Source organism: Flavicella sp. (assembly GCF_029238425.1).
In the GTDB taxonomy this organism is placed as follows: Bacteria; Bacteroidota; Bacteroidia; order Flavobacteriales; family Flavobacteriaceae; genus Flavicella.
In genome coordinates this window covers 30,880-47,963 of record NZ_JAQWGB010000129.1, presented here as the reverse complement: position 1 = coordinate 47,963, position 17,084 = coordinate 30,880, and the positions used below count along the sequence as shown (strand labels likewise).

The following is a 17,084-nucleotide window of genomic DNA, read 5'->3' as shown; positions in this document are numbered from 1 at the left end:
ACTATGAAAACATTTATATATTGGTTTCTTGTATTGTTAGTGATCACTGCTTGTGGGAGTGAAACAACAGAACCAGAGAATGATACAAATACAGCCCCAAGTAGTCCAAGTTCAATGTCCCCAGCGAATAATGAGCTGTGTACTGAATTGACTTTAACGTTTAATTGGAGCGCAGCGATTGATGACGAAGGAGATGCTGTTACTTATCAGTTCCAAGTGGCAACCGATGCAAACTTTACAGCAATTTTTCATGAGGAAACACTTTCAAGTACTACAAAAGTATTGACCTTAACAGTGGATAAGGGATATTATTGGAGGGTGAAAGCTATGGATACAGAAGAAGCAAGTAGCGATTATACATCAGTGCATAATTTTTATACAGAGGGAGAAGGAGTAGAGAACCATGTTCCTTTTGCCGCAGAACTTGTGTCGCCAGTATTGGGAAGTTCTCTAAGTTCGGGGACTACAAAATTGGAATGGTCTGCTACCGATTTAGATGGTGATTCCTTGTTGTTTGATATTTATATAGGCACAGCAAAAGATAATTTACAAAATATTTCTATGGATGTAAGTGATATTGAAGTAGAGGTTTCAACAGTAGCTTCAGAAACCTATTACTGGAGAGTAGATGTAAAAGATACCAATGGAGCGAGTTCTGTTGGGCAGGTATGGGATTTCAAAACCATGTGATTAGATTTAGATTTTGATTAGAAGCATCCATAGAAATATGGGTGCTTTTTTTGATTTTTATTTATCTAAAAAGGATTTATTCTTTAGAAGTGATTAGTTTTGTAGGGACATAAGCCTAGTCAACTCAAAATTTCTCATGCACAACGAAAATTCCTCCAAAAGAAAAAAAACACCTTGGCCAACGAAAAAGGCCATGGCTCAGATTTATGAGCAAAATTTATGGGGTGCTAATGGAGATTTGTTTTATTCTGGTGATGGCTCGCATAAGGAGGCTATTATAACCCCTTATATAAAAAAAGTATCTGAGTTTTTAGATTCCTTTGAAAAACCTATTACTGTTTGTGATCTAGGCTGTGGTGATTTTAATATCGGTAAACAACTTGTAGCAAAAACCAGTAGGTATATCGCTGTAGACATTGTTCCCAAGTTGATTGACTATAATAAAACCCAATTTAGCCAAGCAAATGTGAAATTTGAATGTTTGGATATCGCAAAAGATAGGTTGCCAACCGCAGATTGTGTGTTGATCCGACAAGTGTTACAGCATTTATCAAATGCTGAGGTACATGAAGTTGTAAAAAAAATTAAACAGTACAAATATGTGATTCTTACCGAACATATCCCAAATGGTGATTTTGTACCTAATATTGATATCATTTCTGGTCAGGGAATACGTATAAAAAAGAAGAGTGGCTTAGATTTAATGAAGCCTCCTTTTGATTTAAAAGCAGCAAAATTAACAGAGTTGATATCTTTGGATCTTGAGGGATCTAGAGGGTGTATAAAAACCGTCTTATATCAAATGTTTTAGTGGTTTGTTGTCGGCAATTTTGAGATGAATAAAGGCTTCAATATTACATTGAAGCCTGATAAATTATGTTCTCTAATTTTTAATCTTTTGTGACTAAACTTCCCCACCAGTTGTTATTGGGGTCAAAGTTTCGTCTTAGAAAAGTCAATCTTTGTTTTTCTAAACTTTTTAGTTTTTTAGTTGCTATTTTATGCAAATGTTTTGCTTCTAATTCCTTGTTGTAAATTGGGTCTTTTTCTGGGAAGTTAGCACCTACCTTTTCAAGATAGTCAAACAATTCCTGATCCAATTTTTTTGCAATCTCTGGTTGGCTAGAAACAAGATTGTTAGTTTCAGAAATATCTTGTTTGATGTTATATAATTCTTTTCTTCCGTCTTCGTAATAATGGATAAGTTTCCAGTCTCCTTTTCTAATAATAGAGGAAGGCTCACCTCCTTGATTTCCATAATGAGGATAATGCCATACAAGTGGTCGCTCATCAATTTGTTGCCCTTTTAATAAGGGTAAAAGACTTACACCGTCTTGATGTTCTGAGGGACGTAATTTTGCGCCAACCAAATCTAATATAGTAGGGTAAAAATCTGTTCCTGATACGGGAGTATTACTTTCTTTTATTGCGTTTTTAAGCCAAGGAACTTTGATAAAGTAAGGTTCTCTAATTCCACCTTCAAATTGATATCCTTTACCACCGCGTAAGGGAAGGTTAGAGGTAGAAAAAGAATCGCCCGCAGAAACCCCTCCATTGTCCGAAGTGAATACGACCAAGGTGTTTTGATCCAAGCCTAGCTCTTTTAATCCTTGCATTACTCTCCCGACTGCATCATCCATAGATTCCACCAAACCTCCATAAATTGGATTGTCTTGAACTTGTCTTATGGGAAGGTATTTGGCCATTTTATATCCTGTTTCATCGATACCATTTTTTTCTGCCTTATCTCTATATTTTTGCCATTTGTCTTGTGTTGTTTGTATGGCTCCATGCACGGCATAAAAAGATAGGTAGGCAAAGAATTTTTGGTCTTTATGTTCCTTCATAAAATCTACTGTCTCATTTGCCAAGCGCATGCTTAAATTTTCTCCGTCTTCTTTATTTTCAAGGTTAGGATTGTTCCAAGGAGAAAAATATCCCCCTCTGGGTCCACCGGCATCAAAACCACCAATATTGATGTCAAAACCATGATCTTCAGGCCATGATCCTTTTTTTCCTAAATGCCATTTACCTGCAAAAAAAGTTGTGTATCCTTCTTGTTTTAATGCCTCAGGTAAGGTAATATCTTTGTGTTCTAAATTGTGCTTGTAGGCTGCGGGAAGTAATTTAGAAAAACGCTTTTTTTCTCTCCATTTTTCACCTGATCGTGCACCAATCCAGTCTGTGATTCCATGTCTTGCAGGAAATTTTCCATTTAAAATACTCGCTCTAGAAGGACTGCAGACCTGACAAGTGGCATAGCCTTCATTGAAAATAGTTCCTTCTTTTGCAATTTTATCAATATTGGGTGTTTCATAGAAACTGTCATTTCTTAAGCTTAAATCGTTGTAACCGTAATCATCGGCTAGAATAAATAAAACATTTTTTATTTCTGGCTCTTCTTTAACGGTATCTTGACATGACGTAAATAATAAAGTAAGAAGGGCACCTGTGAATAATTTTCTCATTTTTATTTTTTTGCTAATTTTTTAGATTGAATTGGAATGGCAATGTTTCCGTTGGTGTTTTTATCATAAACGGCAACATATAACATGATAGGTTGTCCTTGGTCATTGGTCAGAACAAAGGGTCTTTCTACTCGTTTTGGTTTCCAAATACTGCCGTCATTTAAAGCAAATTCTTTCTTCATAAAAATCTTGCGTTCATCTGGTTGCCAGTCAAAACCATTCTCCGAGCTAAACAATGCCAATTCGCTTTTTCCCATGACGTGGCATACCATATAATGTTTCTTTATAATTTGATCATACCAAAAGCAAGCATCTTCAGTTTGAGCCTCAGCATACACAGGTTTTGGAACAAATTCAAAAGGACCATCTGGATTGTTAGAAGTTCCTACCAATTGTATTCTAAAGGGATCTTTATGAACCATATCATCCCCTTTCATAATCATATAATAGATGTTGTTTTTGTAAATTACAGCAGGGTTTACAGCAATTTTTTTGAACTTCTCATTGTCTGGTGCAACCACAACTTTTTCCGACCTTATAAATGGACCTTCTGGGTTGTTCGCTGTAGCGACTCCTATACATTGACTTTCTCTAATGATGGTTCTATTATTTTCTAACCATTCTGAAGATGGGTAGCTCGTTTTTCCGTTAACGTTGGGAAAAAAGGATTTAATATTATTTGCGATATAGTACAAATGAATTTTTCCTTCAGCTACAATGGCATAGGGATTGTGTGAGTTGTTGATATCCCAACCGCCTTCTTTTTTTGCTTTTAAAACTACATTCTGAAATATAAACGGTCCTTCAGGAGTTTTAGATACCGCATGAGCAATCTCACAATGTGTCATCCAACCTTTATGTTCGTACTTTTTTTTCCATCTAGAATAGTATGCATGATATTCACCTTCCCATGAAACAACACTCAAGCCCCAAACATAATAGCCCGGTTCCACTAGAACTTGAGAACTTATTTCTTCATTATAGAAGTTTGTTTGTTTCTCTTTGTTTAGTGTTTGGAATGTGATCTCATGATAGCTTTTTATAACTTTTTTCTCTAGGTCGATTTGTTGTTTACAAGTAGCAAATCCAAAGAAAAGTATGATGATTACTATGGGAATTCTCATTATTAAATTTTAAAATGTATGGAACTTTTTTTTAAAGCAAAATAAAGGCAATTATCTAAAAAGGAGAGAAAGGATTGGTTTAATAACAGTAACAAATGTTCAAAAAAAAAGCTCCTTATCATGGATAGGAAGCTTTGCTTAATTTTTGTGAGGATTTATTTTAATTGAATTTCGGCAATTTGAGGATCTGCTGCGCCTAGTTTTTTACTTAGTTTAGAAGGAGAAGAGTTTCCTATAAAGACTTTGTAAAGCCCCTTTTTCCAAATTTTTTCACCTTTTGAGTTGATTACCTTGAGCTCGTTTGATGGAACTGAAAAATTCAAGGTTTTAGTCACTCCCTTTTTAATTGAAATTCTTTGGAATCCTTTCAAACTAGTATTTGGTAAATTATCATTGTTCTTAACCGGACTGATGTAAAGTTGTACCACCTCATCAATATCAAATTCTCCTGTATTGGATACTTTGATCGAAAGCTCTAGATTTTTGTTTTTTCTGATTTTTGAGTTTCTAATTTCTAAATTGTCAAACTTAGTAGTAGAGTAGGTAAGTCCAAAACCAAAAGGAAACATAGGTTCTTCTGTCATATATTTATAGGTTCTACCTTGCATAGAGTAATCTTCAAATGGAGGAAGTTGCGCAACATTTTTTGGAAAAGTGATAGGCAAGTGTCCAGAAGGTGAAATATTTCCAAATAGCACATCTGCAACTGCATTACCTCCTTGTTCTCCAGGGTACCACATTTGTAATATGGCATCGCAGCCCTCTTCAATTCCTTCAAGTGAAACAGCACTACCACTAGCAATGACAAGAATTAATGGTTTGTCCTTCTTTTTCTCAATCATCGTTTTGATATAATCCACTTGGTTTTGAGGAAGCTTTAAGTTTTTTCTATCTCCTTTACTTGGAGAAGCGATTGCATCTACTTCTTCTCCTTCCATATCAGCTGAAATTCCCACGACACAAATAGTAGCATCAGACATACCTACAACAACGGGTGCATAATTCAAAGGGTTTAAGTTTTTTTGAAAAGGCAAAGCACCACTTCTATAATTTAAAGATGTCCCCAAAGAAACGGCATCAGCAATTCCTTCTAGAACAGTAACTAAATTAGGACTGACTCCATAATAGTTTCCCATCAATACATCTGCAGAATTCGCAAAAGGTCCTGTTACATAAGGAACTCGAATGTTTTTTGATAGGGGAAGGGTGTTGTTATCATTTTTCAATAGCACAATTGATTTTTGCGCGGCTTCTCTAGCCAAGGCAATGTGTTCGTCACAATGAATTTTATCTGGACCCATACTATTGTATGGATTTTCACTGTTTTCTTTATCAAGTATTCCTAATCTGAATCGAGTTTTAAAAAGTTGCTCGGTTCTTTCGTCTAGCAATTCTTCAGTGATATATCCTTCTTCAAGGGCTTTTCCTAAAAACTTATACGTAAATCCACAGTTCAGATTTACACCAGCCATCAGGGCTATTGCAGCGGCTTCTTCTTTAGTTTTTGCTGTTTTATGACCTTTGAAAATGTCGTTGATAGCACCACAATCGGATACAACATAGCCGTCAAAGTTCCAGTCTTCCCTTAAAGTTTCTTTCAATAAAAATTCACTTCCAGAGGCTGCTTTTCCATAGACTGCATTGTAAGCACTCATAACTCCTTCTACTTTAGCCTCCGTAATCAAGGCTTCAAATGCAGGTAGGTACGTTTCGTATAAATCTTGTTTGCTAGGCTCTGCATTGAAATGATGGCGTAATTCTTCTGGGCCAGAATGTACCGCAAAATGTTTGGCACAAGCAGCGGATTTTAGGTAATCTGGATTGTCTCCTTGCAAGCCTTTTACAAAAGCTACGCCCATTTTAGACATTAAATAAGGATCTTCACCATAGGTTTCTTGACCACGGCCCCACCTAGGGTCTCTGAAAATATTAACATTGGGAGTCCAAAATGTCAATCCTGCATATTTTCCTCTATTTCCCATACTTTGAGAAACCTCATATTTGGCTCTTGCTTCGGTAGAGATAGCAGAGGATACCCTATGAGCTAAAGTAGGATCAAAGGAAGCACCAATCGCAATTCCTTGTGGGAAAATGGTTGCCTTTCCATTTCTAGCAATTCCATGTAAAGCCTCATTCCACCAGTCATAACTCGGTATGTTTAATCTTTCGATGGCAGGAGCGCTGCTTAATAATTGTTTTAATTTTTCTTCATTGGTCATTTGAGAAACCAAAATTTCCGCTCTTTTTTCAGGCGATAAATTTGGATCCTGAAAAGAAAAATCAATTTCTTGTGCATAACCAGATACAATAGTCGCTATAAATACTAGTAGTGTTTGCTTTATAGAAGAGAGTTTGTTCATATGTTTAGCTTTTGTAAGTGAAGTTGAACTCATCTTGAGTCAATGGTTTTTTCTTGTTTTGCTCTTTAACAATCAACTTAAGAGTGTACTTCTGGTTGTTCTTTAATTTGTTTAATTTCTGAATAGATAGTGACTTATGACCACAACCCGCAAATAAATTTTCATTGAATTGAAGGACCATTTTTTTATCAGCATCCATTACTTTTATAATTACTTCACAATCCTTATTTGCTTTGTAGATATAACTAGTTTTGAGTCCTTCCTTTTTAGAAACCGATTGAGGTTTGTCAGTAAAAAAGATGTTTTCATTAAATATTTGTTGATTGCTGTATTGAGAAGGTGTCGTTTTTTCATCCACATCAACCAAAGTATAGGCTCTAACCCAATCATAATAACAACTGTTCTTTTTAGGATCTGCCAGCTCTTCATCAGTGGGTAATGAAATCCATGGAAATGGATAGGTTTCTGACACTAAATTCACATGCATCGGTTGATCAAAAGGTTCCTTTTTGATGTCAGAATAAAAGTGAACCGATTTTACTTTTCTATCGTCTATATAATAACTGACCTCACTGGCATCATGCCACCAACCTCCATAAGTGTAAAAATCTTGTGATGGTAATGTTTTGGTTTTTATTTTTGATTGAGGAGCTCTTAAATCATGTTTTTTCTTGTCACAATCTGAATACCAAAAATGAGAGTTTGAATTCATTCCTTGAGCAAAATAAGTTCCATTAAAATCTCCAGTTCGTCCAATACATTCCTGAATATCTAATTCCAAGCCATAATTATCACAGCCATTGGGACCTTCTGCTCTTTGATTTGTAGATAACCAAAAAGTTGTAGACATCGTTGTTTTGGCTGCCTTAAATTTACATTCATAGTATCCAAAAAAAGCATCATTACTTTTTGAAATAACAGCACCACCGGCAATATTGAAAGTTAATTCTCTACCATAAGCCTTTACAATTGTATCTTTTTTTAGTTTTTTTCCAGTGATTTGCATAAAACCGTTGCTAACAGAAACTTGAGAAGGTAAAAATATACCAGGCTCTCTACCAATCCATTTTGGGTGATAGTCGTACCATTTATCAGTATCTAATGTGGTTCCATTGAACTCATCAGAAAAAGTTTCATTTAGAATCCAGCGCTTTCCAATAGGTGGGTCTGGTGGATCGGCAACCATTAAAAAAATATTGAATAAAAAAAGTAATGCGGTGATGCTGTTTTTCATAGATGTTCAAATTATTTAGATTGCATTTTTTTATTTTCCTCTGCGATTCTTTTCTTTTGAGCACCATTCAATCCGTGCTTAAAATAATGTTCAGGTTTGTAGTAAACATGATTTTTCTTCATTCCTGGATCATTAATATCCTGACTTAAATCACAGTCGAAACGAGTTAGAATAGAATGGTTCGTTTTCCAACCATTGACCGCTGTAAAATGAGAGATTCCCCAAGTAATACCTCTACCATCTTTAGTATCGGTAAATGCATCAGGAATAAAAGGACCTCCTGCATTTGGCATTAGTTCTGTGATAGAAGCAATATCAAAATTAATTCCATCCTTTGCATACTGGATAGTATTATGTTCGTTTCCATCTCGGATGACCAAAGCAGCAATTCCTTCTTTAAAAGGGAAAAGTGTTGTTTCATGACCTGAATTTATAACTGGGTTCTGTGCGTATTTTGTAAAAGGTCCTAATGGGTTATCAGCAGTGGCTAAACCTTGCATTCTAATTAAGTTTCCTTTGACACCGTAATCCGATTTATAGTATAAATATATTTTTCCTTTGTATACCAATGGGTAAGGATCGTGAATTGAATATTGATCCCATTGTCCAGCGGCACCGTTTGGTATGACAACTTTGTTATAAGGAGTCCAAGGACCATCCGGAGAGTCGGAATAAGAAACGGCAACAGGGCAGTCATCTCCACGTTTTCCACTGGCTTCTTGAAAACCTTGGTAGTACAAGTAATATTTATCTTTCCATTTTAAGATATCTGTGGTTGCAACAGATCTCCATCCTACATTCGGTTTTGGAGGTCTAGGGACGGCAACACCTTGTTCTTCCCAGGTAAACCCATCTTTACTAGTTGCATACCAAATATCACATAAATCCCAGTCGCTTGAAGGAATTGTTTCTGTACTTAATTTAGCTCCTTTTGGAGAAGTAGGTGTTTGCCTATGTGTATACCAAACATAATATTTTCCATTTTCGAAAATAACTTTTGAAGGATCTCTACGAGTAACTGTACCATCATGGTTGCTATAATCCAAACCTTTTAATTCAGTATATTTAAATTGTGTGTACAATTCATTGTATTTAGGTTGGATTCCCATGTAGGCATCATAGTTTCTTTCCATGGCATGACTCAACTTGATGTTCGGTTTTTTATGCTGAATTTCAAATGGAAATCCTTTGTCCTCTTTTTCTGGTAATGACGCGTTTTCTGTTGTTGAATTCGAGGATACACTTGAGCAGGAAATCGCCAAGGGTACTAAAGCTAAGATAAAAAGGCTTTTGATTGTTTTCATAAAATTTAAATTATTGATGTTTACGTAACATTTATAATTACAAATTTCAAGAAAAATCAATAATTCCAAGAACTATAAACTAGACTTTAACTAGATGAATCCTATCCTAGCTAGATTTTAGCAATACATTTGGGTTGGGATTATAACAAATGGTTTATTCCTAAAAAAAAGCATCCATTAAATGAATGCTTTTTATATCAAACTGAAAACTGATGAAGATGATGGTCTAGATGTTTGTAAAACATATTGTTCCATTCTTTTGCTGTTAGAACACCGAAGGAATGAGATTCTTTATTCTCAAAATAGCTTTCTCCTAGTTCTTGCGTTTTTTTGATATATGCAATAAGTCTTTCCTTTTCAATATCGAAATCTCTAGAATCTGAAATAATGAACTCAGGAGCTGTTCGGCTATTTGTTTTATACGATTTCTCGCCAACAACGATATTTTTTACAAATAAATTTAACATCAGCGCTTTGAATTTATTTGGTTTGGCATGTTTCTTTTCAAAGGTGAACTCATAAGTAATACAACAATGTGCCAACATTTGAGCTACAGTCATTTTTCCCCAAACAGGCGTTGTATTGTGATGCAGTTTTTCTATTCTAGCAATGATATTATCACTAACCTTTTTATCAAAAATATTTTCCATGCTGTTATTTTTTCTTCATGTCAATTAAAATAGAAAAAGTGTTGTTCACATCTTCCTCTTTTACCACGATAGTCATTTCATGTGTCGTAGAAATAATTTCTTGCACCGAGATTCCAGCCCAAGCCAATTGTTTTAGAATAAAATAATAAACTCCAGATTGCTCAACATTTGTTTTTGGAAGTTTGATGGTGATAGAAGCAAGTTCATTATGACCGTAAATTAATATTTCTTTTGAAAATAATTCTTTAACCTGCTCTTCTAGGTTTTTACTAGTCACAATATTTGTCTCAAAAATTCCTTGTGAGATGGTGAAAAAATAATCTTTATCGTCACCAATAACATTCAGCAAAGATGTGATGGATCTCAATAAAGTGGGCGTGTTTTTATAAGTGAAATTACATAAGTTAGAACGCACAATAAAATCACCAAGAGAAAAGGTGAATTTTCTTATGTTTTTTCTGATACGCAATAAATTTGAAGGAGAAAGTCTGTTGATGGCCATCATAATTGCCCCAGATTTCACCTCCTTACCAAGGTCACTTTCTACATCCTCTTGAATGGCTCTAGCCAAAGACGATACATTGATCAATTTGTCATTTAAAGCTTCTTCATAAAAAGGAGTTTTTCTGATAATGCTTTCTACCGATTCTTGAATAGTTTTCATGGCCTGTTTAATTTTAAACAATTTGTAATAAAGTGTAAATATATTATAATTTTTTGCTGTAAATTAACAATTGGAGGATTTTTGCGAAACATTTTAACTCTTATAATCTTAACTATTTCAATAGGGGAGGCTTAGAGTTGCTAAATGAATTTAAACAAAAGCAAAATGAAAGTATTAAAATTTGGTGGAACTTCAGTAGGAAGCCCTGAAAGTATAAAAGAGGTAGCGAAAATTGTTTCTAATATAGAAGGACAAAAAATTGTTGTTTTGTCAGCAATGTCTCAAACTACAAATGTTTTACATCAAATAACTGATGCTATTGGTGCTTCTAATTTTGAAGAAGCAAATTCAATCATTGACATGATGATTGATCGTTATAAAAAAGTAATTGAAGGATTATTTTCAACGGAAGCTGTTAAGAATACAGCGAGTGCTTTTATTGAGGAGCGTTTTGATTTTATCAAGTCTTATGCACACGAAGGTTCTGTTGAAATTATTGATGCCATAGAAAAAATCATTGTAGCGCAAGGAGAGATTTTGTCTACAAATATGTTTTCTATATATATGAATGAAATCAATACAGCGGCAAGTTTATTGTCTGCTTTTGATTTTATGAGAATTGATGAAGCCGGAGAGCCTGATTCAGATTTTATCACGGAGAGTTTAGGAGAAATTATCAAGGCGAACGCCAATACAGATATTTTTATCACTCAAGGATATATTTGCTTGAGTCACCTTGGGGATATAGATAATTTAAAACGTGGAGGTAGTGATTATTCAGCTTCATTGATCGGAGCAGCTATTGTAGCAGAAGAGATTCAGATTTGGACAGATATTGATGGGATGCATAATAATGACCCTAGATATGTGGATAAAACCTTTTCATTGAAAGAAATTTCTTTTGATGAGGCAGCTGAGTTAGCGTATTTTGGAGCTAAGATTTTACACCCACAAAGTGTAATTCCTGCAAAAGAGAAAAATGTACCTGTATTGTTAAAGGATACTTTTAATCCAGAATCAGCCGGAACCATCATCCGTAACTGTGAGGTGCCAAATAAAGTAAGAGCCATTGCAGCAAAAGATGGGATTACTGCTATTAGAATTAAATCGTACCGAATGTTAATGGCATACGGTTTCTTAAAAAATATTTTTGAAGTTTTTGAGAAATTCAAGACTTCTATTGACATGATTACTACCTCAGAAGTAGCTGTATCTTTGACGATTGATGATGATACGAATCTTAGTGAAATAGTCAAAGAATTAGAAGATATAGGTAGTGTAAAAGTTGATAGTGATTTAAGTATCATTTGTTTGGCAGGAGATTTTTCTGAAAAACAAAAAGGTGGAAGTGCCGCGATTTTTAATAGCTTGACAAATATTCCTATCAGAATGATTTCTTATGGAGGAAGCAATTATAATGTTTCTTTGGTAGTGAATTCTAAAGATAAAATTCAAGCCTTGCAAGATTTGAATGCAGGAGTTTTTGAAAGCAAATAAAATTTATAAAAATTAAATAAAAAGCCTTCTTTTATGAGAGGCTTTTTTTAGATTGATACTAAAAAAGGCGTAGCGTTTAAAAAAGCTGTCATTTATCATGAAAGCAATAGAGATTTAAGAAACTTTTTTTTATTTTTGCGTTTCACAATTTAAGAAATTACAACAATGGCAATTATAATAACAGACGAATGTATTAACTGTGGGGCTTGTGAGCCAGAATGTCCAAACAATGCAATTTATGAAGGTGCAGAAGATTGGCGTTATTCAGATGGTACTGAACTTTCTGGAGATATCGTATTACCTAACGGAACAAAAGCAAATGCAGACGAGGATCAAGAGGCTGTAGATGATGAGGTTTATTTTATTGTACCAGATAAATGTACAGAGTGTAAAGGATTTCATGATGAGCCACAATGTGCTGCTGTATGTCCAGTAGACTGTTGTGTTCCTGATGATGATATCGTAGAAACAGAAGAAGAGCTTTTAGGAAAAAAAGCATTCATGCACGGAGAGTAATCAACGTACATATAAAAAATAATACATCCCGCTTTATAGTTATATTGCGGGATTTTTATTTCAGAATTATTGAAAATGAGGGTTTTATTTTTTGAATAAAATTTCAAGAAATGATTACATTTGCAACCTCTTAACAAGAATAAAAGATCTCATGTCGAATTGATTTTTGAAGATCTAAAAAATAGAATAACATGAAAGCAGGAATTGTAGGATTACCTAATGTAGGAAAATCAACTTTATTTAATTGTTTATCAAATGCAAAAGCACAAAGTGCAAACTTTCCCTTTTGTACCATTGAGCCGAACATAGGTGTGGTAAATGTGCCTGATTCTAGAGTTGCAACTTTAGAAGAAATGGTAAACCCAGAGCGCGTTGTTCCTGCAACCGTAGAGATTGTTGATATTGCTGGTTTGGTAAAAGGAGCGAGTAAAGGGGAAGGTTTAGGAAATCAATTCTTAGGAAATATTAGAGAAACGGATGCTATTATTCATGTATTGCGTTGTTTTGATAATGATAATATCATACATGTGGATGCTTCTGTAGATCCAGTAAGGGATAAAGAGACTATTGATATAGAATTACAGTTAAAGGATTTAGAAACTGTAGAAAAAAGGTTAGAACGTGTTAAGCGTAATGCGAAAACAGGAAATAAAGAGGCTCAAGCAGAATTTGATGTGTTGAGTAGAATTCAAGAAACTCTTTTAGAAGGGAAATCGGTAAGGACATTAGAGTTCACTGAAAAGGAAATAGAATTTGTTACACCAATGCAGTTTATAACTTCTAAGCCTGTGATGTATGTGTGTAACGTTGATGAAGCAGCTGCAGTAAACGGAAACGATTATGTAGAAAGAGTTAAGGAGACAGTGAAAGACGAAAACGCTGAAATCGTTGTGCTTGCGGTTGGAACTGAAGCAGATATCAATGAGTTAGATGACTATGAAGAGCGTCAAGTATTTTTAGAGGATATAGGTTTGGATGAGCCTGGTTCTGCTAAGTTGATTCGTTCTGCATACAAATTATTAAATCTTCAAACGTATTTTACGGTAGGAGTGAAAGAGGTTAGAGCTTGGACTATCAATATTGGTGATTCAGCTCCTCAAGCGGCAGGAGTAATTCATACTGATTTTGAAAAAGGGTTTATTCGCGCTGAGGTGATTAAGTACAATGATTATATTGAGCTTGGTTCTGAAGTGAAGGTAAAAGAAGCTGGAAAACTTGGAGTTGAAGGAAAAGAATATATCGTAGAAGATGGAGATATCATGAATTTTAGATTCAATGTTTAATCGATAACTAATGAATAAAAAAAAGGTTCAAATTAATTGTTTGAACCTTTTTTTATTGCTTTATATTTTTTGAATTTTAAATATTTTTTCTTCAACCTTAATAAGATACAGGTTTAAAGAAAGACTTGAAATGTCTACAGTATCGCCTTTTCCTTCAAGAAGAAGTGTTCCAAACATATTGTAAACTTTCCAATTTTTGTCTATATGAGTTCCTTTAATGAATAAGGTTTCTTTTGCAGGATTAGGATAAATTTTAATAACAGGTTTTTCTGTCTTTACTACGGATAATTCATCGTCAGTAATAGTTAAGAGTTTTTCCTCATTTACTATATCAGAGTCTGGTGAGGTCCCGCCAATGGGACGAATAGAGATACTTACTTTGTAGTTTTCTCCTAATTCAGCGGTTTCGGCCAACGATATGTTTAAGGTTGTGGATGCATTTTCTGCGGATACCGTTTTTTTTGCATTTCCAAGCCATTTTCCGGATGGAGAGTTAAGAATAGCGACCAAAAGACGGTCTTCTAAGCTATTGTAATTGACCTCTATCGGAATACTTGTGCTTGGGTTTATTGCGTTCTTGAAATCTATAAAATCTATACTTTCCTCAAATAAAGCAGTGTTGATAGTTGCTTTGCTCCAAGATTGACCAAAATGCGCACACCAAATTACATTTTCATCTACGGGGTCGGGTTTTAAGTCGGTAATATGATCAGGTCTTCCAATATTGTTATTTATTTTATACCAAGTCAATCCTGCATCTCTCGACATATAGGCACCTGGATTGATGGGATAAGATCCTTTGTTTTCATGTTGAAGCGGAACATTCACTAGAATAATATTCGAGTTTACCGGTGATACTTCAGTCTGCCATACATAAGGCATGTCAAAAATTTTACTCCAGGTAGTACCGTTATCTTTACTGACCCAAACACCACCTTCATTCAGTTCTCCTTCTTCGTCTCCACAAGAGATAAAAATATGGGCCGTATTTCGATCAATAAAAACATTATTTACCGCTTTGATATCACTTGGAATATCCATTTTAACCCAGCTAGATGCCTTGTCGGTAGATTTGTATAAACCACCATTTCCACCATTTCGTCCGATGTTTAAGGCTGCATATAAAATATCAGGATTTGATGGATCCATTTTTAATCTTCTCACAGAAGCATCGGCAGGTAAACCTGTGTTTTCTGTGGTCCAAGTATATCCACCATCTGTACTTTTGTGAACTCCTGTATCGGTAAAATCTTCAGGTTGTTTGGATGAAGATACTTCTGCAATAGCATTTGCAATAGATGTAAAATAGATATTATCAGTATCATTATAATCAATGGTTAATGAGTATTGAAATAAATTATCTCCAGATAGATTTGAAGCAGAATAAACCAAAGGTTCAGAAATGTTAGTCCATGTTTGTCCTGCATCACTTGATTTTCTAAAAAACCCTCGATGTGATTGCCTGAATTGTAAAGTATAGATGATGTCTGGGTTTTTAGGGTCTACTGCGACCGTTGCTGTTGAATGTGCACCTCCTGCATTCACTTGTCCCTCGAGTTGCTTTACAGCTACTTTGGTGTCATCAGGAAAATGACCTAATGGGGCTGATTCCCATAAGCCATGCTCTCCACTACAAAATAGTTTTCTATCAGTAACTCCGGTCTCAAGGAGCATAAATCTTCCAGGTAGATTACTTGCTCCTTTTCCTACCCAATGATCGCTACCCTCAGAAGTTTCAGTATCATCAATTTGTTCCCAGCTAGTTCCGTTGTTGGTTGATTTTAAAACTTGTTGATCTAAACAGATGAACACATGCCCTTGAGAATTGATGCTTAAAAAGCGATTTCCCCAGGTTTCTTGGTTTCTGTCAATTTCTGGTTGCAAGTGAGCAAATTTTGTATTCACGTCCATGGATACGCCTCGGTTATCCCAATAATCCTTGTTTTTTTGTTCAGACCAGTACGGACCTGTTTTGGCACATGGGAACCAGGTAGTACCTCCATCTTCCGTTTTCCAGATATCACCGGGTCCGAAGGATTTATCATGTTTTACATTATTACCAATATAAATTTCATTTTTATTCAAAGGATTTACAACAATCCTGTTGTAGTTAGGTAGGATGGATGTCGGATAATCAGGGTACTCTGTCTCAATGTAAGATTTCTCTTCCTCTAACCAAAAAGCGACCGCTTTAAAATATTTATCTCTTGTCGTGTAGTTTGTCACTTGGGTTAAATCCAAAGCTAAATTTCCGGTGATGCTAGCCCATGAACTACCTGCATCTGTACTTTTAAAAATTCCGCCTGTTGAGGATATTGTACTGCCATTTGGACTATATACAGGTTGTTCTACGAGATACATGATAAATTCTTCTGTTTCCGAATTGTAATAGGCGGTAAGGTCTTTAGGTAAGTTGTTAGGCAAACCGTTGTTGGTGCTTTTTGTCCAATTGATTCCTTGATCATCACTTAAGTATAAACCACTTTTAGCTATAAGAACAATCCTATCTGTATTCGTTGGGTCAATTACAATTTGTGCCACATCTAAAGTAGAAGGAAGTCCAGCTGTAATTTTTGTCCATGTAACACCTTTGTCTGTACTTTTATAGACATGGCCATACTGTGCGTATCGGTACACATGACCTTGAATATTGTTAACACTTCTATGATATTCTTTTACGTCCCAAAAGGTACCGGCACCTATATACCAGTTGTTATCGTTGGTTGGATCAACAACCAATTTAGAGTGTCTTCCTCCAAAATCAACAGGTTGTAATATCCATTTTTTTCCTTTGTCAGTAGTTTTTAAAAGATTTCCTCTAGTGTCGATCGCATATCCGAAATTTTCATCTTGATGAGAAAATGTGATATCTCGAACCCTTTTCATTAATTGTCCTGTGTCATCAGAGTCCTTTAGTGTTTTCCATGATTCTCCACCATCAGCAGTGTAATAGGAATCGAACATATCTGGACTTTGATACATGAAATTATCATCGGTTGGATGAATCCAAAAGTGTTCACAATAGCCAGCCATACCGGGGCCAAATTGAACCCAGTTTACTGAATTGTGTGAGTTAACTTTTTCTGTTCTAAGTTTTTCAAAATATGCCTCATCCAATTGAGCATAAATATTAAAACCTATGAAAAAGAATAAAAATAATAGATTATGAATTGATTTTTTTGTTCGTTGCATTTTGGTTTTTGATTAGGTGTTACGAAAAAAATCATAAAACCATAAACCTAATAGCACATATGTGTAAACCTGTTTTATTAAAACATATGAAGTAGTGTTTTG

At 35.0% G+C, this 17,084-nt stretch carries 13 protein-coding genes; 5 read left to right on the top strand and 8 right to left on the bottom strand.

Annotated elements, in window-relative coordinates; genetic code table 11:
• Positions 1-3: 3 nt before the first annotated feature.
• Both P8H68_RS09775 and P8H68_RS09770 read left to right on the top strand, forming a co-directional pair.
• On the top strand, positions 4-690 hold the full coding sequence (locus tag P8H68_RS09775; protein ID WP_300324201.1) for a hypothetical protein: 687 nt from the start codon (positions 4-6) through the stop codon (positions 688-690).
• A 136-nt stretch (positions 691-826) separates the two neighbouring features.
• Entirely contained in the window at positions 827-1,501 is a 675-nt protein-coding gene (locus P8H68_RS09770) for a class I SAM-dependent methyltransferase (protein ID WP_300324198.1), read from the top strand.
• 79 nt (positions 1,502-1,580) lie between these two features.
• On the opposite strand, the gene P8H68_RS09765 is transcribed toward P8H68_RS09770, so the two are convergent.
• From P8H68_RS09765 to P8H68_RS09735, 7 genes are all read right to left on the bottom strand, one after another.
• Entirely contained in the window at positions 1,581-3,158 is a 1,578-nt protein-coding gene (locus tag P8H68_RS09765; RefSeq protein ID WP_300324195.1) for a sulfatase, read from the bottom strand.
• Between the two features lie 2 nt (positions 3,159-3,160).
• Positions 3,161-4,282 (bottom strand): glycoside hydrolase family protein, encoded by a 1,122-nt coding sequence (locus tag P8H68_RS09760; RefSeq protein ID WP_300324192.1) that lies wholly within the window; start codon positions 4,280-4,282, stop codon positions 3,161-3,163.
• Between the two features lie 155 nt (positions 4,283-4,437).
• On the bottom strand, positions 4,438-6,642 hold the full coding sequence (locus tag P8H68_RS09755) for a glycoside hydrolase family 3 C-terminal domain-containing protein (protein WP_300324189.1): 2,205 nt from the start codon (positions 6,640-6,642) through the stop codon (positions 4,438-4,440).
• Between the two features lie 4 nt (positions 6,643-6,646).
• Positions 6,647-7,876, bottom strand: a complete 1,230-nt coding sequence (locus P8H68_RS09750) for a family 16 glycosylhydrolase (protein ID WP_300324186.1) — start codon at positions 7,874-7,876, stop codon at positions 6,647-6,649.
• A gap of 11 nt (positions 7,877-7,887) precedes the next feature.
• Positions 7,888-9,180, bottom strand: a complete 1,293-nt coding sequence (locus P8H68_RS09745) for a glycoside hydrolase (protein ID WP_300324184.1) — start codon at positions 9,178-9,180, stop codon at positions 7,888-7,890.
• A gap of 197 nt (positions 9,181-9,377) precedes the next feature.
• Entirely contained in the window at positions 9,378-9,830 is a 453-nt protein-coding gene (locus tag P8H68_RS09740) for a DUF1569 domain-containing protein (RefSeq protein WP_300324181.1), read from the bottom strand.
• 4 nt (positions 9,831-9,834) lie between these two features.
• A complete protein-coding gene (locus tag P8H68_RS09735) occupies positions 9,835-10,494 on the bottom strand; it encodes a hypothetical protein (protein WP_300324178.1) in 660 nt (219 codons plus the stop codon).
• 165 nt (positions 10,495-10,659) lie between these two features.
• Between P8H68_RS09735 and P8H68_RS09730 the strand changes: the two genes are divergently transcribed.
• The 3 genes from P8H68_RS09730 to ychF all read left to right on the top strand — a co-directional run bounded on the left by P8H68_RS09730 (position 10,660) and on the right by ychF (position 13,790).
• Positions 10,660-11,991: an aspartate kinase gene (locus P8H68_RS09730; protein WP_300324175.1), complete on the top strand. Its 1,332-nt coding sequence runs from the start codon at positions 10,660-10,662 to the stop codon at positions 11,989-11,991.
• Between the two features lie 165 nt (positions 11,992-12,156).
• Positions 12,157-12,507, top strand: coding sequence for a 4Fe-4S dicluster domain-containing protein (locus P8H68_RS09725; RefSeq protein WP_300324172.1), 351 nt, complete (start codon positions 12,157-12,159; stop codon positions 12,505-12,507).
• 191 nt (positions 12,508-12,698) lie between these two features.
• Complete coding sequence (gene ychF / locus P8H68_RS09720; protein ID WP_300324169.1) at positions 12,699-13,790, top strand: redox-regulated ATPase YchF; 1,092 nt, start codon at positions 12,699-12,701, stop codon at positions 13,788-13,790.
• Between the two features lie 60 nt (positions 13,791-13,850).
• On the opposite strand, the gene P8H68_RS09715 is transcribed toward ychF, so the two are convergent.
• A complete protein-coding gene (locus P8H68_RS09715; RefSeq protein WP_300324167.1) occupies positions 13,851-16,982 on the bottom strand; it encodes a T9SS type A sorting domain-containing protein in 3,132 nt (1,043 codons plus the stop codon).
• Positions 16,983-17,084 lie beyond the last annotated feature (102 nt).